The sequence below is a fragment of the Neorhizobium huautlense genome (assembly GCF_030811685.1).
GTDB classification, from domain to species: domain Bacteria; phylum Pseudomonadota; class Alphaproteobacteria; order Rhizobiales; family Rhizobiaceae; genus Neorhizobium; species Neorhizobium huautlense_A.
Map to the genome: position 1 here is coordinate 65887 of NZ_JAUSRF010000012.1, position 24039 is coordinate 89925.

Here is a 24039-nt window from a genome sequence, read left to right on the forward strand (position 1 = left end):
GCGTGAAATTATCGCCCAAGGGGTTTTTTATGCTGCAATGCACCCTAGCTGGGAGGAATGGATCAATTTATCGCTGATTTCCGCGCCTATACCGACTGGCTGCCGAACTGGGTGGTCAGCATCGGTCTCCTCGTTGCCGCCCTGTTCGTCGGGTTGGCGATCCACCGTCTCGCCTTCCGCATCTTCACAAGGCTGGTGGAAAACAAGGACCTGTTCTGGCGTTCGCTGGTATCGCGCGGCAAGCGGCCGCTGAAACTCGCCATCCTCACTTTCACCCTGTCCTTTGCCGCCTCCATCGCGCCGCTGGTGCCGGGACCCGCCAATTTTATCCGCCATGTCCTGCTGCTCGGTTTCATTCTCGTTGTCGGCTGGTCGGCCAAGGCGGCACTGCATATCTGGGTGACGGTCTATCTGCGCCGTTTCAAGCTGGATGCGGAAGACAATCTGCTGGCCCGCACCCATGTCACCCAGTCGCGCATCGGTGAGAGGGTGGGCGGTTTCATGATCGTGGCGCTGACCATTGCCGCCATGTTGATGACCTTTCCGGCCGTGCAGCAATATGGCGTCAGCGTTCTGGCCTCGGCCGGTGTCGCGGGTATCGTGCTCGGTCTGGCGCTGCAGCCGATGCTGAAGAACATCTTTGCCGGCATCCAGCTTGCCATCACCCAGCCGATCCGCATCGATGATGCGCTGACCGTCGAGGGGGAGTGGGGCAATGTCGAAGAGATCACCTCGACTTACGTGGTGGTGAAACTGTGGGACTGGCGGCGGATGATCCTGCCACTATCCTATTTCATCGAGAACCCGTTTCAGAACTGGACGCGCGAAAGCTCGGCGCTGATCGGCACGGTGATGATCTATCTCGATTATTCGGTGCCGGTGTCGGCCATCCGCAAAAGGGTGGAGGAGATCGCCAACGAGTCGAAAATCTGGGACCGCAAGGTCGTCAACGTGCAGGTGACGGATTTCACCGAAAGCGTGATGCAGATCCGCATCCTCATCTCGGCCGCCAGTGCGCCAAAGACGTTCGACATGCGCTGCGAGATGCGGGAAAAGATCATCGATTTCATCCAGCGCGACTATCCGGCAGCTTTGCCGCGCGTGCGGGCGGAAGGTGCGGCGAATGCCAATGGCGCAGCTGTCATGGACGGCGCAAGGCAGCATGTGTTGCAGAGTTGAGCCTCAGTTGATGGCGGTAATCTCCAGCTCCTGTCCGCCAAGGCTCGCCACATCGCCCACTGCCTTGCCGGACAACAGTCGCGCTACCGGAGAAACATAGGAAATCGTGCCCGCCTTCGGGTCGGCCTCGTCCTCGCCGACGATGCGATAGGTCTGCACCCGGCCGTCGTCGCGCTCGAAGGTGACGAGGTTTCCGAAGGCGACGGTATCGGTGGAAACGGGCGCCGGCATCACCTGCGCCGTGCGCAGGCGTTCGGCCAGATAACGGATATCGCGCAAGGGGCCGGCCGTCTGGCGGCGTTTTTCGTTGACGTCCTCGATGTTTTCCACGGCCGCATAGGCGGCGCGCGCCTCTTCCATCTGCCGTTCCAGCGCCTTCAGCCCCGCTTCAGTCACGAGATTGGGGTGCGGCGAGATCGGCCGATCGGGCAGAAGCGTTTCCGCTGCCGTTTCGGCGCTTTCTTCCTTGGTAAAGGCGACACTCACGTCAGAACTCCATCGGTCAAACCGCGATTATGCCCGTTTTTCCATGAGGATAACAGAGGTGTCACCGTACCTTGCCGGGCATTGATGCGATCGACGACAAAACCATTTTTGGGTCTCATCGTGTTTTGCTGCGCCTGCGAACAGTTCAGTATTTACTTAATTTGCGATTAATGGTTTTCCTGCATTATCTCTACAGGCCCGAATCGTGGGCGCCGCCGGATGTTTTCAGCATGGATACGATCCACAATCTCTTTCCCTTGTTCATTGCTTCTGCCGCCATTTATTTCTTTTTCCGCTGGGTGGTGCGCGACATGAACCGGCGCGGCTGATCCGTCTTCACAGTTCTTTGTTCCCTTGTTTATCAGCTTGAAATATGAGGCAAAATGGGTAGTTTTCGCCCGGCATGCTGCATGGATGGGGTTGATATGAAACGGACGGGATTTTTGCTTGTGGCGCTCTTTTGCGCTGCTACCAGCGTGATGGCGCAGACCAAGGGCGCGCGGCCGGAGCCGCAGCCTTCCAGCAAGCAGGAATGGACCACCGCACTCTCGCGCAAGATCTACCGCTCCATCAGGATGCCGCGCCCGATCGCCGGTGTGAGCGGTCCCAAGACCGCGAGGGTTGCTTTCGTGGTGCAAAAGGACGGCACGGTCACCGACGTGGAAATCCGCGAAAGTTCCGGCGTGCCGCAGGTGGATCAGAACGCCCGCGAGGCTGTGCTGCGCATGTCGCCGGTTGCGCCCTTTTCCCCCGACATGACGGGCGAGACGGAAAAGATCGTCGTGCCGATCGTCATGGAAATGGAACTGCCCAACCCGACCACCAAGGATGCGGCGACGGGCCTGACCTTCACCACGCCGGCCGAGCTGCAAACCACCGGCAAGGCCGATCCGCCGGGTGAAGAGACAGTGAAATACAATCTCGTCAGCATGGCGCCGGGTCGTATTCCCGGCACGCCGGATGAGGCCGTTTGCCAGGTCGGTTTCCGTGTCTGGGAAAAGGATCATCCGCGCTACGGCTGGTCTCAGGAAAAGCTGAATGGTGATGCCATGTTCGACGAACTGGCCAAGCCGCTGCGCGCTTCGATCGAGGAGGGCGGTAAACGCGTGGAGGATACGCAGACGATCAGCCTGCACAGCGCAAAGGCCGTGGAGATGATCCTTGCACCGACATCCGGCCCGGATGTCGATACGGCGCGCGAATATGTGGTCTTTGCCGATACGCCGACCGGCCGCGTCAGCATATCCTGCACCACGACGCGCGAAGCGACGGTCGCTGCGCGCCCGGTATTCAAGCTTCTGGCGCAGACGGTACAGGTGGTGCGGTAGGGGAGAGGTCGTGCCGTCGCGGCAATGCGATCTGTCGGCATCCGCTTGCCGGTTGTTTTTAAACCTTAGATTAGAATTTAGCGATATATAAAAGGCCCTAGCAATTCCGGTGGTTTAAACCGGTATCGCTTCCTCGACGGGCCTCACCATGATCCTTGAACTGCAGAATGCCATTCTCGAAATGATCGCGCGGGGCGAACCGCTCGAACAGACCATCGATCTTCTCTGCCGAGAGGTGGAGGTGATCGCGCCCGATATCGTCTGTTCGGTTCTGTCCGTCCGCGAAGGATTGCTGCATCCGTTGGCCGGTCCGTCGCTGCCGCCGCATTTTTCTGCGGCTGTCGATAATCATCCGATCGGCCCTGCGGTCGGGTCCTGCGGCACCGCCGCCTTTCTCGGCCAGCCTGTCGTCGTCGACGATATCGCCACCGATCCGCGCTGGACCGAATTCAAGTTTCTGGCGCGGCCGCTTGGTCTTGTTGCCTGCTGGTCATCACCGATCATGGTCGGCGAGCGCGTTGCCGCCACCTTCGCCTTTTATTTCCGCGAGAACCGTGGCCCGAACGAAACGGAAAAACAGATCGTCGAAGCCTGTGTGCATCTCTGTGCGATTGCCATCGAGCGCAACGAACGGGTGATGGAGCGCGAAAAGCTGACCTATACGGACGCGCTGACCGGCCTGCCGAACCGCGCCCGGTTTAACAAGGTGCTGGCGGGGCTCGACAATGCCATCAGCCCATGGGGCATTCTGCTGGTTGATATCGACAACCTGAAACTGGCGAACGACACGTTTGGCCATGCCGCCGGCGATGGCCTGATCCAGACGGTCGCGACCCGCGCCTCCGCACTTGGAGGGCCGGACAGCACGTTCCGGCTCGGCGGCGACGAATTCGCCATCATCGTCTATCGCGACAATGCGTCCAATGATCTGGAGCGAATGGCAACGGGCATCCTGTCATCGCTGTCTGAGGCCTGCAGTTGCGCCGGTCATGTCGTGTTTCCGAAGGCGACGATCGGCGGTGCGCTGGCCAATGCGGGCGAGGCGCCCGACACCGTTCTGCAGAATGCCGATCTGGCGCTTTACCACGCCAAGGAGCGCAGCCGCGGCCAGTATGTGCAGTTCGCCGACGGGCTCGGCACCGCCATCACCCGCCGTTTTCGCGCCATCCGCGATGTCGGCCTGGCGCTGGCGCAGGCGCGCATTCACGCCTATTACCAGCCGATCGTGCGGCTCGATACGCGCCAGGTCGTCGGTTTCGAGGCGCTGGCGCGCATGCGCACGCCGGCTGGCGATATCGTTTCGGCCGCGCATTTTCACGAGGCCACCAAGGATGCGCAGGTGGCGGCGCAACTGACGCAATGCATGCTCGAACAGGTGGCGCGCGACATGCGTGTCTGGCTGGATGAGGGGCTCGCCCTGCAGCATGTCGGCGTCAATCTCTCCGCAGCCGACCTTGCCGGCGGCAATCTCAACGAGCGTATCTGTACGGTGTTTGCCGATGCCGGCGTGCCCTTGAAACACGTGATCGTTGAGGTCACGGAATCCGTCTATTTCGGACAGGGCGGGTTCGATATCGGCGACGAGATCCGCCAGCTGCGATCAAGCGGGTTGCGCGTCGCGCTTGATGATTTCGGCACCGGTTTTGCCTCGCTGACGCATCTTCTGACGGTGCCGGTGGATATCATCAAGATCGACAAGTCCTTCACCGATCGCCTGCGCCCGCGTGATCCGGCCGCCTTCATCGTCGAAGGTGTCATCGATATCGCCCGAAAACTCGGCATTCGCGTGGTGGCCGAAGGCATCGAGGAAAATGCGCAAGCCGCGCAATTGCTCGATCTCGGTTGCGCGCTGGGGCAGGGGTATCTGTTCTCCAAGGCCGTGGACCGCGATGCCGCCGCCGTTCTTCTGCGGCACTCGGCGCAGATGCGGGTGGAGATGGGCACACATCGGCGGGCATGATGTGACTTCTCTTTTGTCTCGAATTGTGCAAATAATTGCACTCTTGCGAGGGCTGCGATGGAGACGAATACAGCCAAGATCATCAAGCGGTTGAAATCGGAGGGATGGGTGCTGGATCGGCATGGTGCCGGTCACGATATCTATCGTCATCCGCAACGCGGCTTCATTCAGGTGCCGAGACATCGCCAGCTTAGCCCCGGTGTTGCCGGGTCTATTGCCCGCAAGGCTGGATGGAGCGCTTGAGTTTGAAACCTCACCATATGACAGGAATAAAGCAGTGACCCTCAGATACCCTGCTCTTATCGATGGCGAAAAAGGCGCTTATGGCGTGATTTTTCCGGATCTCCACGGTGTCGTTGCCATGGGCCGAACGATAGACGAGGCGCTGGTCAATGCCGAGGAAGCGTTGCGTGATTACGCGCTCGACACCGAACGTGACAAGACGGCGCTGACGCCGCCCAGTGCGCCGGAAAATATCGACGTGCCTGCGGGCAGCACATTGACGAGCGTGCCGCTGATCCGTCTGTCGGGCAAGCCGGTTCGTGCCAACATGATGCTCGATGCAGAGGTTTTGCAGTTCATCGACAGCGAAGCGGCACGCCGCAAGATGACCCGTACCAGTTATGTCACCTGGATGACGCGGCGTGTGGCCCAGATGGGCGGCTGAAGGCTTCGACCTTCAGCAATCCCGCCCTAAAACCGGTCGATCACGTTGATGCCGATATCGCGTGAGCCGTCCATGGCCATCAGGGCCGGAACCGCTTCCGCCAGCGTGACGCGCTTGCCGATCAGCTTCTGCGGCTGGATTTTTCCCGCGGAAATCATCGCCATCATGGCGTCGTAGCGCCAGGCCTGCATGCCGTGGCTGCCGTAGATTTCCAGTTCATGGCCGATCACCTGCGCCATCGGGATGCTGGGTGTGGAATGCTCGCCCAGCATCAGACCCACCTGCACGTGGCGGCCACGACGCCTCAGGTTCTTGATGGAATTGAAGCAGGTCGTGGGGTTGCCGAGCGCATCAATCGAGACATGGGCGCCGCCGCCGGTGATCTCGCGGATCGCTTCCACGGTGTCGGCGACCTCAAGCGAATTCACCGTGGCGACCGCGCCGCATTCCTTGGCGAAGGCCAGCTTGTCGTCGAAAATATCGATCGCCACGACATTGGCGCCCAGCGCCGTTGCAATCATGATGGCCGACAGGCCGACGCCGCCGCAGCCATGTACGGCCACCCAGTCGCCCGGTGCCGTCCGTGCCTGATCGACGACAGCGCGGAAGGAGGTGGCAAAACGGCAGCCGAGGCTTGCCGCGGTCGCGTCATCGACGCTGTCGGGCAGCTTGACGAGGTTGGTTTCCGCGAAATCGATCGCGACATATTCGGCAAATGATCCCCAATGGGTGAAGCCGGGCTGGAACTGATTTGGGCAGACCTGCTGGTTGCCGGAATGGCATTCAGAGCAGTGTCCGCAACCGGAAACGAAGGGAACGGTTACCCGGTCGCCGACCTTGAAGCGCGATATGCGTTTGCCGGTGGCGACCACTTCGCCGGCGAACTCGTGGCCGGGCACGTGCGGCAGTGTGATATCGGGATCATGCCCCATCCAGCCATGCCAATCGCTTCGGCACAGGCCGGTGGCGCCAACCTTGATGACGACGCCGTCTTCCGTCGGGGTTGGATCGGCAACGGTGACAATTTGCGGAGCTTTCTCAAACAACTCAAAGAGCATCGCCTTCATGAAAATTCTCCGCTGTTGAACGTCCCCGCCTGCCATTGCGGGCGGTGTTTTGCGGCGCAGACATTGCGGAAGCCGCATCGTTAGTCAACAGGCAGCATAGGCCGGCAGAACCGTCGGCGCCCGCCTGTCGGCCGGAGGAGAAGAGGGGCTCGGCATGAATATCGGGGAGGAAGAAGCCAGCCATGCAAACGCCGCCAGACACCTGCGCGCAGCGTCGTCTTGCGCAGACACGCATTCCTTTCTATATCCGGCACAGATAAACACTGACCCGGTCCCCGTCGGCGTCCCCGGCGATGTCGCATTCGAACCCGCGTCCCGGCAGACATCCGTCGCTCCCAAGTGAGCGCAAACATATCGAGAGAGTTTCGTGAACACGCTGGATTTTGACAAGAGGCCGGAAGACACGCGCGTTGTCGTCGCCATGTCGGGTGGCGTGGATTCCTCCGTCGTGGCGGGTCTTCTGAAGCGCCAAGGTTATGACGTGCTTGGCATCACGCTGCAGCTTTACGACCATGGTGCTGCCGTGCACCGCGCCGGCTCCTGCTGCGCCGGCCAGGATATCGACGATGCCCGCCGCGTCTCGGAAACGCTCGGCATTCCGCATTACGTGCTCGATTACGAAAAGCGTTTTCGCGAGACGGTCATCAATCCATTCGCCGAAGCCTATGCCATGGGCGAAACGCCGATCCCCTGTGTTGCATGCAACCAGACGGTCAAGTTCGCCGATCTTCTGGCGACGGCAAAGGAACTCGGTGCCGATGCGCTGGCGACCGGCCATTACATCCGCTCGTCGCTTAATCCTTCGGCCGATAACCCGAACCGCCGTGCGCTTTACCGCCCGATCGACAGTGATCGCGACCAGAGCTGGTTCCTGTTTGCCACCACGCAGGAACAGATCGATTACCTGCGTTTTCCGCTGGGCGGCATGAGCAAGGCGCAGGTGCGTGAGCTTGCGGAAGAGATGGGCCTCGTCGTTGCCAAGAAGGCCGATAGCCAGGACATCTGTTTTGTGCCGGCCGGCAAATACACCGACATCATCAACAAGGTGAAGCCGAACGCTGCGCTCGGTGGCGATATCGTTCATATCGATGGCCGCGTGCTCGGCCGCCATGACGGCATCCTGCATTACACGATCGGCCAGCGCCGCGGCATCGGTGTCGCCACCGGCGAACCGCTTTATGTCGTTTATCTCGATGCCCGTTCGCGTCGCGTCATCGTCGGCCCGAAGGAGGCGCTGGATACACACCGCGTCTATCTGCGCGATGTCAACTGGATCGGCGACGGTTTGCTTGCAGCCGATGCGGCAGACGGTTTTGCCTGTTTCGCTAAGGTGCGCTCCACCCGCCCGCCGGCACCGGCGGTGCTGCATGCCGATGAAAACGGCATCTATGTCGATCTCGCCGTTGGCGAAGCGGGCGTGGCGCCCGGACAGGCTTGCGTTCTCTATTCCGGCGAAGGTGCCGATTCGCGCGTTTACGGCGGCGGCTTCATCGAACGCTCTGAACGGGCAGCCGAAGCCGAGCTGGCCTTGAAGGTGCTGCTGGCACAGCCGGTTGCGGCTTGATCGCAAGGCAGGGCATAGACGTAAGGGGCTTTGCGGCAGGCAGGGCAGGGTGGAAATCACAAGGTTTTTGATCTTCCCAGTTTTTTGCCGAAACCCTGCTTGACACTTTGGTGACACGGGTCTTATAAGCCGCTCATCGAAACGGCGGGACGATCCAAACGGTCTTCTTGTCGTGTGTGGCTGGGTAGCTCAGTTGGTGAGAGCGCAGGATTCATAACCCTGAGGTCGGCGGTTCAATTCCGCCCCCCGCTACCATTTTTTCCTTTAAAAAGCAGCATGCTTGTATGTGAGGCAAGTCCGCTCTGTCAGCGACTGTCCAGTCGGCGTTCGGTTTGCTGGTTGATGACCATTACCGGGCGAATGACGCCAACCACCAAAGAAAACCCTGTTCAGACCGCTGCTTCTGCCAAGTTCTGAATGCCAGCTTGCCGGCTTGTTCATATCCGGTAGCCAGCAGATGGATCTTGCCATTGACGGGATCGAAAAGGTTTTCCGGCAGGTCATCGATCGGTGCAAAAAATGCGTTTCCGTCGCGATTGACCGCATCCGCAAGTTGCCTGTTGTAGTCTATCGTCCATGTGTAGGGCAGGAATTGCACCATGTTGGACTGGCCTTCGGCAAGGACCAGAATAGGCCGCATTTGCGGACGACTGCTCCACCACACAAGAGCGATCCCGGACATGACGACGATCAGCACGAGGGAACGTAATGCCAGACGCATGCGTTTCTCCATCGAGAAGAGTTTTACGCAAGGTTGCTAAAATACGATGCGTGGCACAGTCAAAGCGAGTGTCGGGCGTCTTTCAAGGGATTTAAACAGTGCCTGTCGATCTAACCTACAAGGTTCGCAATCCCGTTATGCGGCTTCTGGCGCAGCATGATGGCGAATACTGGTCCGGGGAACAGGATCCACTTTTCCGCTATTACGCCGCTGAAATTTCGGAACTGGCAAGAACGGGACTGGTATGGCATCGAACCGACAGCGGTCTTGGTGCCTTGGAAGGGCTTGAGCTGACACGGGCCGGCCGCCGGGCCGCAAACCTGCCGGAGCGCGAAACCGTATGGACATGGATCGCGCGCGATGCCCGTGTGCGACAGCTTTATGCGCGTTTACGGCTGTTCGCGCGGCGTCTGCCGCCATGGGCCCGCAAATTGTCTGAAAAGGCCGGACGCGGATAATTATCGGGCGCTTGCCTACCCCAATTGACCAACCCAGTTGTGATCTTCAAAGAAAAATTCGGCTTCCCGCGAATTCGCCGGAGCCGATTGCATCATCGTTCATGCTCTGGCAGTGTTCCTGTTATAAAATGTCGGCCGGAAACCATTTTCCGGCATGACGATAACGGGAGCTCGAGACTGGCATGAATTCCAAACGCTTCAACGAATGCCTGCGTGTCATTCGCTGGACGCCCATCAATATCGCTTCCGCATTGCAATGCGATCTGTCCTGGATCGAGGCTTTGGAGGCCGGGAACGAGGAGGTTCCCGAGGGCTTGGCAACGTGGCTGGAACATCTGGCACAGGTCCACGAGGCGGCCCCTCCGCCGAAGACGTTTGCGGGACACCGGGCAAAACTCTGATCGCTCGCCTTCATCGATCCGGATTTTCGGCCTGACCGGTTCAAACCGGAACAAATCTCCGTGAGACAGCGTTTCTCTGGCGTCAGTCAATCGTGTGCTGCCGGCTTTCGATGAGAGCGGCGCCAAGGAGGAGCAAATGCTGAAGTTCCTGACAACCGCCGGCCTTGCGCTGGCGATGAGCGCAGGCGCCCTGACCGGTGCCGTTACGCCCGCACATGCCCAGGACGTGGAACTGCGGATCGGCCCGGATGGGGTTCGGCCGGTGATCCGCGACCGCGACAGGGATCGTTATGACCGCGACCGCTATGATCGTCGTGGCGGCTGCAGCGAGCGCGATGCGCGCCGCGCGGCGCGTGCATCCGGTCTGCGCGATGCCGAGGTGACCCGCGTCACCCGTCGCAGCATTACGGTCGAAGGCATGACTCGCCGTGGTCCCGACCGTATCACCTTTGCCAATGAACGCGGTTGCCCGGAAATCTGATCTGAAATCTGATCCGTCGAAAATCGCAACGCATGAAGCCCCGCCGCAACGGTGGGGCTTTTTCTATGGGAGGACGATCCCACCCGCTTGAGCAATCTCACGCGCCGGTCCATTCTCCGCCACCGCCCCCTCTCCACAGGATTTAGCCGAACATGCCTTTCTCGCTCAGCCCCGCTGCCGTGTGGCCTATCGTCATGCTGCTCGCTTCCAACGTGTTCATGACCTTCGCCTGGTACGGCCATCTCAAGCACAAGGGCAGCGCCATCTGGATCGCCATCGCGGCCTCCTGGGGCATCGCCTTTTTCGAATATTGCCTGGCCGTGCCCGCCAACCGCATGGGCTCCGAAGTTTATACGACCGCCCAGCTGAAAACGATTCAGGAGGTCATTACCCTTGTCGTCTTCGCCGGTTTCTCCGTTTTCTGGCTGGGTGAAAATCTCACCATCAACCATGTCATCGGTTTTGCGATGATCGCCATCGGCGCGTCCTTCATTTTTCGCGCCTGACGCAGAGGCATGGGCGGGGCAGATTGCCGCGCCCCATGCCACCGCGCTTGTCCTTCGCGTGCATTCGGCGATAGTTGCAATCGTCAATTCATATTGGCGTCAATTATGCGGGCGGGGAGGATCAAGCCATGGATGAGACAAGTACCGAAGCGCGTTACGAACCTCTGCCGCCGTTTCAAACCGGTATTCGTGGCCGTTGTCCGCGTTGCGGCAAGGGGCATATGTTCAAGGGCTTTCTAACGTTGCGGCCAGCCTGCGAGGTCTGCGGGCTGGATTATTCGTTTGCCGATCCAGCGGACGGCCCGGCCTTTTTCGTCATCTGTTTCGGCTGTGTGCCGAGCGTGGCGCTTGCGGTCTGGATCGAGGTGGCCTTGCAGGCGCCCTATTGGGTGCATCTTTTCACCTCGCTGCCCTTCATGCTGCTCACCTGCATTCCGCCGCTCAGACCGCTGAAGGGCTGGCTGGTGGCCAGCCAGTATTTCTACAAGGCGAAAGAGGGCGAGCTGACCCGGCGCGATATGCCCGATCAGGCCAAGTCCCCATAAGAACCGGCTCATTCCTGCCTTTCGACGGAACAAAGCGCCCGCCCAATTCATTCGTCTTGGCAGCCAGGGAGCTTAACATGTCGAATGCGGGAATGATGGAAAACGAACACCAGCGGCGCGCGCTCGCCGTCGAAGGAGCCTTGATGCTGCTGATCGACGGGCTCGCCTCGCGCGGCACGATTTCCGTCGATGAGGCCGAGGATATGCTGCGGGTTCTGGCCAGCAGTTCGGAAGGATCGGCGGCACGTGCATCGAGTTCGCTCAGGGTCGTCAAACAGATCCGCAAGCTGCGCCGAGGTGACGGCATGGCGACACCCGGCGCCTGATTTCTGGGTGCCGAAAGCCTGCGAAACAAAGGTTTTCGGCACTGTCCCAAAAGCGGAACCTTTTCACCCTTTCAACCGTTCGCTTCACAACAAATCAAAAAGGAGAGTTCATCATGAACAGCATCGTTTGGCTCGTTGGAGCCGTCGTCATCGTTATCGCCGTCATCAAGCTCGTCGGCTTCGCCTGAGGCTGGCAAACATCTGATCTAACAGAGGAAAGGAGATCATCATGAACAGCATCGTATGGCTCGTTGGAGCCGTTGTCATCGTTCTTGCCGTCCTGTCCTTCGTCGGCATCGCCTGACATCGAAAGTTAAGGGCACGGAATCAAACAGGGCGCCGATCGGCTGGATCGGCGCCCTGTTTGCGTGTGGGCTGACGAAAGGCGCCGAGGTTATCCCTCGGCGACCAGAAGCGTGAAATGCTGGCCGGCGAGTGCGTCGGCGACCGCCAGCTTTTCGCCGGCTGTGATGATGCGGCCGGAAAACACATCGCGGTAACGGCGGTTGCAGAGGCCTGCCTGCAGCGTCAGGGTGGTCTCGTCCCAGCCATCCATTGCGGCGGGCGAGGGGTGTTCCGCGAACGCACCAAGCACCAGGCGGGGAGCGATCAGCAACACCGCATCCCGGTCGTCGGTGCGGGCAAAACTGACGACGTTGCGTCCGCGTTTGCCGGAACCGATAAGGGGAATATAGCCGCCTTCATTGAAGAGCATCGGCTTGTCCTGCCGCAGCCGCAGCGCGCGGGCAATCACCTGCTGTTTGACGGCGCCGTTCAGCCAATCCTCGTCGGTGACGGGCAGATGCGTGGCGGCGGAGAGCTGTTTCGCCAACCGTTCGAAATCCGGCTCACGCCGGTTGTCGGGGTCGACAAGGCTCAAGTCCAGCGTTTCGCTGCCCTGATAGATATCGGGAATGCCGGGGGCCACCAGCTTGATCAGCGTCTGGGTAATGCCGTTGACCGCACCCGCCCACCAGAAGGGCTGCATGGTGGCGATGAAATCGGACAGGAAGAGGCGGTTGCCGAACAGGGCGCGGACATAATCCGCCACCACCTTTTCATAGGCCTCGTTCGGATCGCCCCAATTGGTGTGGAGTTTTGCCTCGCGCAGCGCCTTTTCCACGAAGGTCAGGAAACGTTTCGAAAGCGCCTCGATGCCATCCGCATCCTTGATCGTCAGTTCCGGCGGCCAGACGCCGGCAAGCGACTGGTAGAGCATCCATTCGAGAGCCGGTTCCGGTGCGGCACCTTCCGGCAGCGAATGGATGGCGGCGGCGTTCAGGCCCCGCCAGCGGTTCACCGCTTCGGCAAACACATCCGGCGCTTCGGTGAGCGCCAGCAGGCGCGCGCGTGAATCCTCGCCACGTTTGGTGTCATGGGTGGAACTGCAGGAGAGGCCGTTCGGCTGGGCTTTCAGCCGCGCCTGCATGGCGGCGTGAAAATGTTTGAGGTCGTGATCGCGGACAAAAGGTTCGCTGCCGACCTCGTTCAAGGCGATCAGCGGGTTGATGCGGAAGAAAAGCGTGTCCTCGATCGATTTCGCCGTCAGCGGCCCGCTCAGCTGTTGCAGTCGGATACGGAAATCCGTGGCCTTGTCCGCCACGGTTTTGGCAACATCGCCGACGATCAACCGCTCGATAAAGGCGAGCGTATCTGCATCCGCGCGTTTGCCTTCGCGCACCGTCTCCAGCACCTCGGAAAGCAGTGTCCTGTCCGCCTCCGGCAGGCCGTCCGCCGTGCCATAGGTGCGGTAGACCGGAAATGTCAGCAGAATTTCCCGGAGTGCTGTTCGCATCGTCGCGGGGGAGATCGTGTCTCCACCTCCGGCTTCGCGGATCTCGGTGGCCAGCCGCAGCAGGGTGGATACCTCGCCGGCAAAATTGACGTCGAACATCAACCCCTTGGCATCGCGCAACTCCGAGGTGATGTGGGTGGGGCGACCGCGCAGGCGATCATAGGCGTGGTAAAGCGCCTTCAGCCCGGCATTGTCGATCATCACGTCGGTCAGTTCCGAGATGAACTCGTAACCGGTCGTGCCGGCGACCGGCCAGTCGGCGGCAACCGTCTCGCCGTCACCGAGGATTTTTTCGATGACGAGATAGGTGTCCGGTCCGATTTTCTGGCGCAGCCGGTCGAGATAGGATTTGGGGTCGGCAAGGCCGTCGACATGGTCGATGCGCAGGCCGTCGACCGTGCCATCGCGCACGAGATCAAGAACGAGGCGATGGGCATCGTCGAACATGGCTTCGTCTTCGACACGCAGACCTGCAAGGCCGGTGATTTCGAAGAAACGGCGATAGCTGAGATTGTTCGCCGCCGTGCGCCAAGAGGTCAGGCGCCACGGCTGAAGTTGATGCAATTTCCGCAGGTTATCGGGATCGTTAGAGAATTTTTCGAGAGCTTCGGCGAGCGCCATCGTTTCCGTGGGGCTGAAACCTGTATCCGCTCCGCTCGAAAGCGCTGCACGGATCGCGGTGTGAAAGGCGTCGGCATCCTGCGGCATGGCTTTGGCGGCGCTGGCCGCAATCTCCTTTGCGATCGGCAGGTCGATGCCTTCAAGTACGGTCGCATAGGTGTTCGGATGAAGTGGATAACGGCTGTCGTAATAGGCGAGCGCCAGGCAGCCCGCCTCAGCATCCGCCGTGATGGAAAGGTCCGATATGACAGTGTCAAAATCGTCACCGAGGAAAGGCAGGGTGAGGGGGCGTGTCCAGTCCACGTCGAAATGGCCGGCGTGAACGCTGCCTTCGCCCCATTCGATGATGTCGCGCCACCACGGGTTCTCCAGCGAGGCGGCCATGTGGTTCGGCACGATATCGAGGATCAGACCGAGGCCGGCTTTCCTGAGCGCTGCCGACAGTTTGTCGAAACCTTCGCGACCGCCGAGCGAAGGGTCGATCTCGTTGGCGTCGGTGACGTCATAACCGTGGGTGGAGCCGCTGGTGGCGGTGAAGATCGGCGAGGCATAGAGGTGGCTGATGCCGAGGGTCTTCAGGTAGGGAACCAGCTCGACGGCGCGCTCAAAGGTCATGCCGTTGCGGAATTGCAGGCGATAGGTGGAGGTGGGGAGTGCCATCAGTTTTTGCCCTCCGCGATCGTGACCAGGACGCTCCATGGCGGCAGGTTTCCGTCTCCGGTGTCGTTTGTCTGGTGGATGATTGAGCCTTCGAGTTTCGGCCGGGATGTTGCCGTGTCGGAAAGGTTGGCGGCCATCGAAAGCGTGGCCCTGCCGAGCTTCCAGCTGACGGCGATCGTGCCGCCTTCGACGCTCAAGACCTTGCCGGCATGACCGCGCGCCTCGCCCAGCAACGGCACGATCTGTTCCTGTCTCAACGCCAGCAGATGGCGGACGAAGTCCGTCCAGTTGCGGCCGGTCTCGGTTTCGAGCTTCTCCCAATCGAGCTTGCAGGCATCAAACGTCTTTTTCGCATTGGGGTCGGGGATGTCGGATGTATCGCCTTCGCCGTCTCGGAAACCGGCATGGCCGGCAAATTCCTTGCGGCGGCCTTCGCGCACGATTTTGGCGAGATCACCGTGGAAATCCGTGAAGAACAGAAACGGGCGGTCCTCGCCGAATTCCTCGCCCATGAACAGAAGCGGGATATGCGGGGAGAGCAGGAGCACGGTCATGAGGGCCTTCACCCTGTCTTCGCCGGCCAAAGTCAGCAGGCGCTCGCCGAGCGCGCGGTTGCCGACCTGATCGTGGTTCTGGATGAAATCGACAAATGTCGTCGGCGGCTGGTGGGTGCTTTTGGCTCCGCGCTTTTTGCCCGTTGAGGCCGCCACTTCGCCCTGATGCGCAAAACCCTCGGCCAGAACGCGGGCCAGATGTGTGTGCGGGTCTTTCGCAAAATCCTTGTAATAGGCGTCGGTCTCGCGGGTGGCGATGACATGGATGACGTTATGAAAATCGTCGTTCCATTCGCCGGTATGGTGCGGCACCGCGCCATCCTCGCCGCGTTCGTGCAGGGACGTGATGTTGCGATTATCCTCGGTGGTGAGGTGAATGTGGCGACCGGGATTTTCGGCGCGGATCTTTTCCGCGACCTCGATCAGAAAGTGTTTTTCGCTGTCGTCGCGGATCTGGTCGACTGCATCGAAACGCAGGCCGTCGAGGTTGAATTCCTCAAGCCAGTAGAGCGCGTTTTCGATAAAGAAGCTACGCACGGCCGGTTTGTCATAAGCGATGGCCGCGCCCCATGGGGTGGGCGTGTCGGGATGGAAAAATTCGGGCGCGCAGGCCGGCAGGTAATTTCCGTCCGGACCGAAGTGATTGTAGACGACGTCGAGCAGAACCATCAGCCCGTGTTCGTGGGCGGCATCGACAAAAGCCTTGAAATCCTCCGGCGGGCCATAGGCGCTATGCGGGGCGTAAAGCAGAACGCCATCATAACCCCAGCCTCTGTTGCCGCCGAACTGGGCGATGGGCATGACTTCCACAGCGGTGATACCGAGTTTTGCTAGATAGGGCAGGCGCTCGATGGCGGAGCGGAATGTGCCATCTGCGGTGAATGTGCCGATATGCAGCTCGTAGATCACCGCTTCTTCCCATGGGCGGCCGGCCCATGCGGTCTGTTTCCATGGGTAATCGGTGGGGTCGATGACGAGGGAAGGGCCGTGCACATCACCGTTCTGGGCGCGCGAGGCGGGGTCGGCGATGGCAAGGCCGTCGTCCAGAACGAACTGGTATTCGGCGCCGGGTTCGACGCCGGTTGCGAGGATTTCGAACCAGCCGTCACGGCTCGCGGTCATCGGCGTATCCTCGCCATTCAGGCGCAATTGCACCTCCTTCTGGCCGGGTGCCCAGAGGCGAAAACGCACTTCTCCGGCGGCGACATATTCGGCGCCCCATGTCTTTGGAAAGGTTCGGAATTCGGTCGTGATGTCGGCAGTTGGCATCAAAAATCCCCGATGTGATCATCGATGCCCTCAACGGCGGATCGGCCCCGAGGTTCCGCTTGTCCGGGCCGATCGCTAAAAAATTACAGTCTACAATTCTAACAGCGCATAAGGCCGGCCGGTCGGCTTTTCGATATGGGCGGCGACATTATAGACCGGCGCTCCGCCGGGGGTCTTGCCCGCGTAGGTGCCGCGATGGGCATGGCCGTGTACGACGGCCGAGACCGGGAAACGGTCGATGGTTTCCGCCAGCCGTGACGAGCCGAGGAATGGGTATATCGCTTCCGGCTCGCCCGCCACGGTTTCGGGGATCGGGGCGTAATGCAGCACGACCATGGCGCGGTGTGAGCGCACCTGTCGGAGCGCATTTTCCAGCCGCATGGATTCCTCCACGCTTTCCGCCACCATGGCCTTGATCGCCGGTTCACCGAACGAGCCGAGCATGTGCCGGCCAAAACCGCCGGCAAACCCTTTGACGCCGGCAAAACCGACGCCGCCAATTTCCACCGCCTGACCTTCCAAAAGATGCATGCCGGCATCTTTGAGAATATCCTTCACCTCATCGACCGAGCCGCATTCGTAATCATGGTTGCCGAGCACACCTACGACCGGGATGGTGCAGCTGCGCAGGTCGGAGGCCAGCAGTTCAGCTTCTTTCGGCTTGCCGAGATCGGTGAGATCTCCGGCCATCACCAGCACGTCGGCCTTGGAAGAGATTTCCGCAAACAGCTCCTTGTAGGACTGGCTGCCGTTTTCCTTCACATGCAGGTCGGCGACGGCGGCGATGCGCAACGGCTTGTGGGCAGGTTCCGCCTCGGGCAGATCCTGCGGCGGATTGTTGGCGCTCTGGTGAATAGCATCGTCGGTCACAGCAGTGCTCCTTCCTGGGTTTCGTCGCGCAGTTCGCCTTCGCCGCCCACATCGGCAAAACCCCATTCCTTGACGTCGATGTCGAAATCGATGCGTGAGAACATGCGGCCACGACAAATCTTCATCTGTGGTGGCGGCAGCTGGCGCTGGGCGGCGAGGCGGTCGAGCAGCTCGTCCATCAGCCATTCCGGTACCTTGTCTCGCTCGGTCGGGTAGATCCACCGAAAATTCAGGAGGTGGATGAGCAGCACTTCCCAATGCACTTCCATATGGCCGAGCAGGCGTTCCCAATCGATCTGGTCATGGGCTTTCAGGATGACATGCACGACATCAGCGCCGTCATAACGGTGGCGAAGCTGAACGAAACATTTCGACCAGATCAGTTCGGTCGGCGCGATGACGCGGACATTGTGGCCGTGCATTTCCATCTGGCGGGCATTGTCCAGCCAGAGATCGCCGATCGGCATCGTGCCGTTGGAGCCGGCAAAGATGACATCGAGAAAATGTTTGCCGCGTTTAACCTTGCCGAGCCAGCGGTCGTCCTCGACCTCCACTTCAAAACCCTTGGATTTGAAATGGGCAAGGATGCGGGCGTAATCTCCTGCCTTGCAGAAGACGTCGAGATCCTTGGTGGGGCGCGAAATGCCGGTATAGGCGCTGACCGCAAACGTGCCGGCGACAAGAAACGGGATGTGGCAGGCAACCAGTTCATCGATCACTTCGGCCGCAAAAGCTTCCGCTTCCGCGTCTGCGAGTGTCGGGGAAGCCTTGGCCTCGATGCTCATGGCGTTGCCGGCACTTGCATCGGCCGAAGGTCTGGTTTCTGCCCGTCGTGGATCGGGCTTTCGCGCCGTTGCCGCTGCGGTGTTGCGAATATCTGCCAGCGCCTGATCCTGCACTGCCTTCTTTTGGGCGTTCATGCGTTTCCTCCAGATTTTTTGCGCGGGACAACCGCCCGGCCGCTCCCCGGTTCCCGGAGGGCGGCGCAAGGCAGGAATTCACTTCTCAGGATTATCGGCATTGGCCAGTGGGCTGGGGCGACCGTCTTCGCCATCCTGCCCCTCGCGCTGATCGATATCTTCAAGGTCGGATTTCACCAGAAACGTATCAATCGTGCCGAGCCTTGCTGCCTCGCGCAATGCGTCGGGATTGGTGGTGTCGAGCTGTTCCTGTTCGATCGACTGGTCGAGTTCCTTGGCTTTGTCGTGGTTGTCCATGGTGATGGCCTTTCGGGTTTGCGTTCGACAGAACAACCCGCGGAAACTGGCTGCGGTTCCACGCCATGCACCAGTTGTCACCGATTTTTGGAACTTCCGCACCCCTATGCCGGTTGGGTTTTACGGTGCGAGTGGCGCCCGACGAAAAGGGAGTTCAAAAAATGCCCGCAGTTTCGAAAGCACAACAGAAGGCCGCCGGCGCGGCTCTTTCCGCCAAGCGCGGTGAAACCAAAAAGAAGGACCTGAAAGGCGCTTCGAAAAGCATGGAAAAATCCATGACGGAGAAGGAGTTGAAGGACCTCGCCTCGACCAAACACAAGGGCAAGCCCGAGCATCGCCCTTCCTGAACGCGGCCTGATCCGGTAGTCTCCGGCAGCAGATCATGTGACCTTTAAATTTTCGAAGGAGAACGCGATGCCGCCGGACGAACTTAGCCGAACGCTCGACATGCTGCCGCTGAGGGTGGGGATCTATATTCCCGATGATCTTCTGGAAGACTGGTTTGCGCCCGGCACCGGCATGAACCCGCCAAGCGAGGCAGCCCTCAAGGCGGCTGCGGATTATGGTCGCCGGTTCGAATGCGAGTTCAAATATTACCCGGAACGGCGCGAGGCCGTGCTTTGGAAATGGGTGCCTGCGATGTGATTTAGCCCGCCCGGTTCTGAAGGTTCGCCGAACCGGGCGGAGTTTTCTCAGCGCGTTTTATAGCTGTTGCGCAATGCCTCGAATTTTTGCAGCTGTTCGCCGATCAGTTCGCGGTTTTCATCGCGGCGGACAAACACCTTGAACATCGCCGATCCCTTGGCGTTCATGAACCAGACGGAACATGAGCGGCGCCCGTGGAAAGCGCGATCGACGAAGGTTACCGAGGCGCAATTGTCGTTTTTGATGTGACCGCCGATCGGGCTGTCGCCATGGATGTTGAACCAGCCATGGCCTTCCGAACCCTCCGGCAAGGTGCCTTCGGCTTCCAACACGATATCGTCGGTATGGACGATGAATAGGACTTTCCCCCATGTAGTGAGGTCGGTCCAGATCGCTGCGAATTCGTCCTTTGCCGCGATGACGGCCGCCCCTTCCGGCAGGATTTCGAGGATTTCCGCAGGCGTTACCTGAGCGTTGGCGGCAATAGCCTCGACCACGCCATCGGGTTTTTCGCCAAGCGCCGCCGTCGCACGGGTGCGGCGGTCGGCACTGTTTTCAGCGGTGACATCCATGGCTGAAACCCTCACGCCGCGTCGGCGCGCTGGCCGTTCTTGTCTTCGTGGATGATCACTTCGAAACCTTCGAAATGCGGGCCGGAGAGATATTCGACCTTGCCACGATTGGCGCCGGCATTGGCATGGGCGGCGCGGAACTGTTCCGACTTCGTCCAGGCGACAAAATGCTCCTGGCTCTCCCAGACGGTGTGCGAGGCATACAGCGTATGGTCTTCCGCCTTCGGGCCCTTCAGCATGTGAAATTCGAGATAACCGGGCAGGGTGGAGAGGTGACGCTCGCGGTTTCTCCAGATCTCTTCGAAGGTCTCTTCAAAACCGGGGACGACGCGAAAACGGTTCATGGCGATATACATTGGTGATCTCCTCTATTGATTGTTTTGTCAGGTGCGGCCATCCGGCCGGGTGATGATGAAGGCGGACGAACCGAGCATGATGGCGGCGACCAGCACGGCCAGCCACGGCGCCGGATGGCTGCCGAACCAGAACGCCGCATAGCTGGCCGCCATCAGACAGATGGCCATGATTTTTGCGCGACGCGAAATGCCGCCGTGCTCCTGCCAGTTGCGCAGCGGCGGGCCGAAAGTCTTGTGGTTCAAAAGCCATGCCTTCATGCGCGGCGACGAACGGGTGAAACAGGCGACGGCAAGCAGCAGAAAGGGCGTGGTCGGCATGACCGGCAGAAAGGCCCCGATTACGCCGAGCGCAACGAAAAACCACCCAAGACAGAGAAAAACGATGCGCATTCCAGAATCCAGTTGCCAATCGCCGCGACGATAGGCGCTTGCATCAAAGGTCGCAATTCCTTTCCGCAAATCTCCACTTTTGTTGAAGGGGGCGCACTCTGGATAATTGAGTCTTGCTCGCTATATTGCGCTGCAACACTGCTAACGGAAAACGCGAGGTGTCGATGTCGAAGAAGAAAGTGCTCGTGGTCGGCGGTGCCGGCTATATCGGTTCGCACAACTGCCTGCTTCTGGCGGAAAGGGGTTACGAGCCTGTTGTCTTCGACAATCTCTCCAATGGCCATTCCGAATTCGTCAAATGGGGGCCGCTCGAACAGGGCGATATCCGCGACCGCGCGCGCCTCGACGAGGTGTTCGCCAAGCACAAGCCGGATGCCGTCTTGCATTTCGCGGCGCTGATCGAGGTGGGGGAATCGGTCAAGAACCCGGTCGCCTTTTACGACAACAATGTCATCGGAGCGTTGACGCTGCTTTCCGCCGCCATGGATGCGGGCGTGAAGGCCTTTGTCTTCTCCTCGACCTGCGCGACCTATGGCCTGCCGGACAGTGTGCCGATGGATGAAACGCACAAACAGGCGCCGATAAACCCTTATGGCCGCACGAAATTTATCGTCGAGCAGGCACTCAAGGACTATGGCACCTACAAGGGTTTGAAGTCGGTCATGCTGCGCTATTTCAACGCCGCCGGTGCCGATTTCGAAGGCCGGATCGGTGAATGGCATACGCCGGAAACCCATGCCATCCCGCTTGCCATCGAGGCCGCACTCGGCCGCCGCCAGGGTTTTAAAGTGTTCGGCGACGACTATGACACCCGCGACGGCACCTGTGTGCGCGACTATATCCATGTGCTGGATCTCGCCGATGCACATGTGCGGGCGGTGGATTACCTGCTGGCCGGTGGCGAGACCGTCGAGCTTAATCTGGGGACAGGCACCGGCACGACGGTGAAAGAACTGCTCGGCGCCATTTCGGCTGTTTCCGGCAAACCGTTTCCGGTGGAATATGTCGGACGTCGTGATGGTGATTCCACCACGCTGGTTGCCAACAATGACAAGGCCAAGGCCGTGCTCGGCTGGGAGCCGCAATATACGCTGGACGATATCATCCGGTCCGCCTGGGACTGGCATTCGCGCAGCAACCACATTTTGAGCTGAGGGGCAGTTGCCGATGGCAAAACTGGTGCATTCGATGATCCGCGTACTCGAAGAGGCGCGGTCGGTCGATTTTTACGACAAGGCGTTTGGGCTGAAGATTGCCGAGCGCGTGCCCTTCGATGGTTTTACGCTGATCTACCTCTCCAACCCGGAAACCGGTTTCGAACTGGAACTGACCGTCAATGACGGCAAGTCGGAAGCCTATGATCTCGGCAATGGTTATGGCCATCTGGCCGTGACGGTGGAGGATCTTGAGGCGGAATACCAGCGCTTCACCGATCTCGGCCTCACCGTCGGCAAGCTGGTGGAAATGCCGCATGACGGCAAGCCTTTTGCAAAATTCTTCTTCGTCACCGATCCGGATGGTTATAAGACCGAAGTCATTCAGCGCGGCGGACGTTTCAAGTAAAAGGACTGGTCATGGCGGACGGGGATATCAAGCTCGAAGAGACGTGGAAACTTGCGCTCGAGGAGGAGTTTTCCAGCCCGTATATGGCCAGCCTCAAGCAGTTTCTCGTGGCGGAAAAGCAGGCAGGAAAACATATCTTTCCAAAAGGCGCGGAATATTTTCGCGCTCTCGACCTGACGCCGCTCGATGAGGTGAAAGTCGTCATCCTCGGTCAGGACCCGTATCACGGGGCGGGGCAGGCGCATGGCTTGTGCTTTTCCGTACAGCCGGGCGTGCGCACGCCACCGTCACTTGTCAATATTTACAAGGAGATGCAGGCCGATCTTGGCATCGCGCCTGCAAAACACGGCTTTCTCGAACACTGGGCGGAGCAGGGCGTGCTGCTGCTCAACAGCGTGCTGACGGTGGAAGAAGGCAAGGCCGCCGCCCATCAGGGGCAGGGCTGGGAAAAATTCACCGATGCCGTCATCCGCACCGTCAATGACGAATGCGATGGCGTGGTCTTCATCCTCTGGGGCAACTATGCCCAGAAGAAAGCGGCCTTTGTCGATCAGGAGCGCCATCTGGTGCTGAAATCGGCGCATCCGTCTCCGCTCTCTGCGCATAACGGTTTTCTCGGCTCGCGGCCGTTTTCCAGGACGAACGAGTATCTGCAATCGATCGGCAAGGACCCGGTGGACTGGCAGTTACCAGAAAGCGTGTGATGCTGCATCGGTGAACGACGGATCTTTTCCGTCTTCATTTATCGAACAATGCGTTCGGGGCCGGTCGTCTATCCAAACTGCGATCGATCAACCATCTTCCCTTCATCAAACGCGGCTCAAGCGAAGCCGCAGAAGGGAAGACAATCATGCTCGACCAGATCAAAGGGCTTCACCACGTCACCTCGATGGCTGGCAGCGCCCGCACCAACAACAAGTTCTTCACCGACACGCTCGGTCTGCGCCGCGTCAAGAAGACCGTGAATTTCGATGCGCCCGACGTCTATCATCTCTATTACGGTGACGAGGTCGGCACGCCCGGCTCGGTGATGACCTATTTTCCGTTCCCGCATATCGCTCGTGGTCGTCAGGGCACCGGCGAAGTCGGCTCCACCGTATTTTCCGTGCCGCAGGGTTCGCTCGGTTACTGGAGCGACCGCCTGACCAAGTCCGGCGCCGAGGGCCTGAAGGCCGACGAAGCGTTCGGCGAAAAGCGCCTGCATTTTGCCGGTCCAGATGGCGACGGTTTTGCGCTGGTGGAAGTGAAGGACGATACCCGTGCGCAGTGGACCGGCAATGGCGTCGGCACGGATGAAGCGATCCGTGGTTTTCATTCCGCCTCGCTGCGTCTGCGTGACGAAGGTGGCACTGCCGAGCTTCTGAAGTTCATGGGTTATGAAAAGGTGGACAAGAAGGATGGCGTGCTGCGTCTGGGCATGCCGGGCGGCAATGGTGCCGATTTCATCGACATCGAAACCATGCCGAACATTTCCAATGCCCGTCTCGGTGCCGGTTCCGTTCACCACATCGCCTTTGCGGTCGAAAACCGCGAAAAGCAGCTCGAAGTGCGCAAGGCGCTGATGGATACCGGGTATCAGGTCACGCCTGTCATCGACCGCGATTATTTCTGGGCGATCTATTTCCGCACGCCGGGTGGTGTCCTGTTCGAAATCGCCACCAACGAACCCGGTTTCGATCGCGACGAGGACACCGCCCATCTCGGCGAGGCACTGAAGCTGCCAAGCCAGCATGCGCATCTGCGCAAGGCACTGGAAGAACATCTGGAGCCGCTGGAAGGCTGAACTCTTTCGTGGGCCACCGGCCTACCCGGTGGCTCGCTTTTCTCTTCGACAAGGA

General features: G+C 59.9%; 30 protein-coding genes and 1 tRNA gene. 20 read left to right on the plus strand and 11 right to left on the minus strand.

Annotated elements, in window-relative coordinates; all coding sequences use genetic code 11:
• The first annotated feature begins 57 nt into the window (after positions 1–57).
• On the plus strand, positions 58–1179 hold the full coding sequence (locus tag J2T09_RS17905; RefSeq protein ID WP_306837146.1) for a mechanosensitive ion channel family protein: 1122 nt from the start codon (positions 58–60) through the stop codon (positions 1177–1179).
• A 3-nt stretch (positions 1180–1182) separates the two neighbouring features.
• Here J2T09_RS17905 and greA read toward each other — a convergent pair whose 3' ends face one another.
• Positions 1183–1665, minus strand: coding sequence for a transcription elongation factor GreA (greA, locus tag J2T09_RS17910; protein WP_306837148.1), 483 nt, complete (start codon positions 1663–1665; stop codon positions 1183–1185).
• Positions 1666–1736: 71 nt separating this feature from the next.
• Between greA and J2T09_RS17915 the strand changes: the two genes are divergently transcribed.
• The 5 genes from J2T09_RS17915 (at position 1737) to J2T09_RS17935 (ending at position 5620) form a co-directional block, all read left to right on the plus strand.
• Positions 1737–1994 carry a hypothetical protein gene (locus J2T09_RS17915; protein WP_306837151.1) on the plus strand — a complete coding sequence of 86 codons (258 nt, stop codon included), beginning with the start codon at positions 1737–1739 and terminating at the stop codon, positions 1992–1994.
• 96 nt (positions 1995–2090) lie between these two features.
• Complete coding sequence (locus tag J2T09_RS17920; RefSeq protein WP_306837153.1) at positions 2091–2993, plus strand: energy transducer TonB family protein; 903 nt, start codon at positions 2091–2093, stop codon at positions 2991–2993.
• 148 nt (positions 2994–3141) lie between these two features.
• Positions 3142–4953, plus strand: a complete 1812-nt coding sequence (locus J2T09_RS17925; RefSeq protein ID WP_306837154.1) for a putative bifunctional diguanylate cyclase/phosphodiesterase — start codon at positions 3142–3144, stop codon at positions 4951–4953.
• Positions 4954–5010: 57 nt separating this feature from the next.
• Positions 5011–5196 carry a type II toxin-antitoxin system HicA family toxin gene (locus J2T09_RS17930; RefSeq protein ID WP_306837155.1) on the plus strand — a complete coding sequence of 62 codons (186 nt, stop codon included), beginning with the start codon at positions 5011–5013 and terminating at the stop codon, positions 5194–5196.
• A gap of 34 nt (positions 5197–5230) precedes the next feature.
• Entirely contained in the window at positions 5231–5620 is a 390-nt protein-coding gene (locus J2T09_RS17935; RefSeq protein WP_306837156.1) for a type II toxin-antitoxin system HicB family antitoxin, read from the plus strand.
• 26 nt (positions 5621–5646) lie between these two features.
• Here the strand turns inward: J2T09_RS17935 and J2T09_RS17940 are convergent, their stop codons facing one another.
• Positions 5647–6687: a zinc-dependent alcohol dehydrogenase family protein gene (locus J2T09_RS17940; RefSeq protein WP_306837158.1), complete on the minus strand. Its 1041-nt coding sequence runs from the start codon at positions 6685–6687 to the stop codon at positions 5647–5649.
• A gap of 367 nt (positions 6688–7054) precedes the next feature.
• Between J2T09_RS17940 and mnmA the strand changes: the two genes are divergently transcribed.
• Both mnmA and J2T09_RS17950 read left to right on the plus strand, forming a co-directional pair.
• Positions 7055–8251, plus strand: a complete 1197-nt coding sequence (gene mnmA, locus J2T09_RS17945) for a tRNA 2-thiouridine(34) synthase MnmA (RefSeq protein ID WP_306837160.1) — start codon at positions 7055–7057, stop codon at positions 8249–8251.
• A 178-nt stretch (positions 8252–8429) separates the two neighbouring features.
• Positions 8430–8506, plus strand: a tRNA-Met gene (locus J2T09_RS17950).
• Positions 8507–8600: 94 nt separating this feature from the next.
• Here the strand turns inward: J2T09_RS17950 and J2T09_RS17955 are convergent.
• The gene (locus J2T09_RS17955) at positions 8601–8972 is read right to left on the minus strand and encodes a hypothetical protein (RefSeq protein WP_306837162.1); all 372 of its coding nucleotides are present in this window, start codon (positions 8970–8972) and stop codon (positions 8601–8603) included.
• A gap of 98 nt (positions 8973–9070) precedes the next feature.
• Between J2T09_RS17955 and J2T09_RS17960 the strand changes: the two genes are divergently transcribed.
• From J2T09_RS17960 to J2T09_RS17985, 6 genes are all read left to right on the plus strand, one after another.
• Positions 9071–9430, plus strand: coding sequence for a hypothetical protein (locus tag J2T09_RS17960; RefSeq protein ID WP_306837164.1), 360 nt, complete (start codon positions 9071–9073; stop codon positions 9428–9430).
• Between the two features lie 182 nt (positions 9431–9612).
• Complete coding sequence (locus J2T09_RS17965; protein ID WP_306837166.1) at positions 9613–9831, plus strand: hypothetical protein; 219 nt, start codon at positions 9613–9615, stop codon at positions 9829–9831.
• A gap of 136 nt (positions 9832–9967) precedes the next feature.
• Positions 9968–10312, plus strand: coding sequence for a hypothetical protein (locus J2T09_RS17970; RefSeq protein WP_306837167.1), 345 nt, complete (start codon positions 9968–9970; stop codon positions 10310–10312).
• A 152-nt stretch (positions 10313–10464) separates the two neighbouring features.
• Positions 10465–10818 (plus strand): DMT family protein, encoded by a 354-nt coding sequence (locus J2T09_RS17975; protein ID WP_112733473.1) that lies wholly within the window; start codon positions 10465–10467, stop codon positions 10816–10818.
• A gap of 128 nt (positions 10819–10946) precedes the next feature.
• A complete protein-coding gene (locus tag J2T09_RS17980) occupies positions 10947–11363 on the plus strand; it encodes a DUF983 domain-containing protein (RefSeq protein ID WP_306837169.1) in 417 nt (138 codons plus the stop codon).
• A 77-nt stretch (positions 11364–11440) separates the two neighbouring features.
• Entirely contained in the window at positions 11441–11689 is a 249-nt protein-coding gene (locus J2T09_RS17985) for a hypothetical protein (protein ID WP_306837170.1), read from the plus strand.
• A gap of 394 nt (positions 11690–12083) precedes the next feature.
• Here the strand turns inward: J2T09_RS17985 and treY are convergent, their stop codons facing one another.
• The 5 genes from treY to J2T09_RS18010 all read right to left on the minus strand — a co-directional run bounded on the left by treY (position 12084) and on the right by J2T09_RS18010 (position 18675).
• The gene (gene treY / locus J2T09_RS17990; RefSeq protein ID WP_306837172.1) at positions 12084–14765 is read right to left on the minus strand and encodes a malto-oligosyltrehalose synthase; all 2682 of its coding nucleotides are present in this window, start codon (positions 14763–14765) and stop codon (positions 12084–12086) included.
• Positions 14765–16588 (minus strand): malto-oligosyltrehalose trehalohydrolase, encoded by a 1824-nt coding sequence (gene treZ, locus J2T09_RS17995; protein ID WP_306837174.1) that lies wholly within the window; start codon positions 16586–16588, stop codon positions 14765–14767. Before treZ ends, treY begins: the two co-directional genes overlap by 1 nt.
• Positions 16589–16678: 90 nt before the next feature.
• On the minus strand, positions 16679–17380 hold the full coding sequence (locus tag J2T09_RS18000; protein ID WP_306837428.1) for a metallophosphoesterase family protein: 702 nt from the start codon (positions 17378–17380) through the stop codon (positions 16679–16681).
• Positions 17381–17454: 74 nt separating this feature from the next.
• Positions 17455–18243, minus strand: a complete 789-nt coding sequence (locus J2T09_RS18005) for a nucleotidyltransferase family protein (RefSeq protein ID WP_306837430.1) — start codon at positions 18241–18243, stop codon at positions 17455–17457.
• A gap of 213 nt (positions 18244–18456) precedes the next feature.
• A complete protein-coding gene (locus J2T09_RS18010; RefSeq protein ID WP_306837448.1) occupies positions 18457–18675 on the minus strand; it encodes a hypothetical protein in 219 nt (72 codons plus the stop codon).
• Between the two features lie 161 nt (positions 18676–18836).
• Between J2T09_RS18010 and J2T09_RS18015 the strand changes: the two genes are divergently transcribed.
• On the plus strand, positions 18837–19022 hold the full coding sequence (locus J2T09_RS18015; RefSeq protein ID WP_306837176.1) for a DUF3008 family protein: 186 nt from the start codon (positions 18837–18839) through the stop codon (positions 19020–19022).
• A 67-nt stretch (positions 19023–19089) separates the two neighbouring features.
• The gene (locus J2T09_RS18020; RefSeq protein ID WP_306837178.1) at positions 19090–19320 is read left to right on the plus strand and encodes a hypothetical protein; all 231 of its coding nucleotides are present in this window, start codon (positions 19090–19092) and stop codon (positions 19318–19320) included.
• Positions 19321–19367: 47 nt separating this feature from the next.
• Here the strand turns inward: J2T09_RS18020 and hutX are convergent, their stop codons facing one another.
• Genes hutX through J2T09_RS18035 form a run of 3 tightly spaced genes read right to left on the minus strand, consistent with a single transcriptional unit; the run spans position 19368 to position 20638 of the window.
• Positions 19368–19892, minus strand: a complete 525-nt coding sequence (hutX, locus tag J2T09_RS18025) for a heme utilization cystosolic carrier protein HutX (protein WP_306837180.1) — start codon at positions 19890–19892, stop codon at positions 19368–19370.
• Between the two features lie 11 nt (positions 19893–19903).
• Complete coding sequence (locus J2T09_RS18030) at positions 19904–20248, minus strand: antibiotic biosynthesis monooxygenase family protein (RefSeq protein ID WP_306837182.1); 345 nt, start codon at positions 20246–20248, stop codon at positions 19904–19906.
• Positions 20249–20275: 27 nt separating this feature from the next.
• Positions 20276–20638 carry a YbaN family protein gene (locus J2T09_RS18035; protein ID WP_306837184.1) on the minus strand — a complete coding sequence of 121 codons (363 nt, stop codon included), beginning with the start codon at positions 20636–20638 and terminating at the stop codon, positions 20276–20278.
• A gap of 164 nt (positions 20639–20802) precedes the next feature.
• Between J2T09_RS18035 and galE the strand changes: the two genes are divergently transcribed.
• From galE to J2T09_RS18055, 4 genes are all read left to right on the plus strand, one after another.
• On the plus strand, positions 20803–21792 hold the full coding sequence (gene galE, locus J2T09_RS18040) for a UDP-glucose 4-epimerase GalE (protein WP_306837186.1): 990 nt from the start codon (positions 20803–20805) through the stop codon (positions 21790–21792).
• A 13-nt stretch (positions 21793–21805) separates the two neighbouring features.
• Positions 21806–22201 carry a VOC family protein gene (locus J2T09_RS18045; protein ID WP_306837188.1) on the plus strand — a complete coding sequence of 132 codons (396 nt, stop codon included), beginning with the start codon at positions 21806–21808 and terminating at the stop codon, positions 22199–22201.
• An 11-nt stretch (positions 22202–22212) separates the two neighbouring features.
• Positions 22213–22905 carry a uracil-DNA glycosylase gene (ung, locus tag J2T09_RS18050; protein ID WP_306837190.1) on the plus strand — a complete coding sequence of 231 codons (693 nt, stop codon included), beginning with the start codon at positions 22213–22215 and terminating at the stop codon, positions 22903–22905.
• A 146-nt stretch (positions 22906–23051) separates the two neighbouring features.
• Positions 23052–23984, plus strand: a complete 933-nt coding sequence (locus tag J2T09_RS18055; protein WP_306837192.1) for a VOC family protein — start codon at positions 23052–23054, stop codon at positions 23982–23984.
• The last annotated feature ends 55 nt before the right edge of the window (positions 23985–24039 follow it).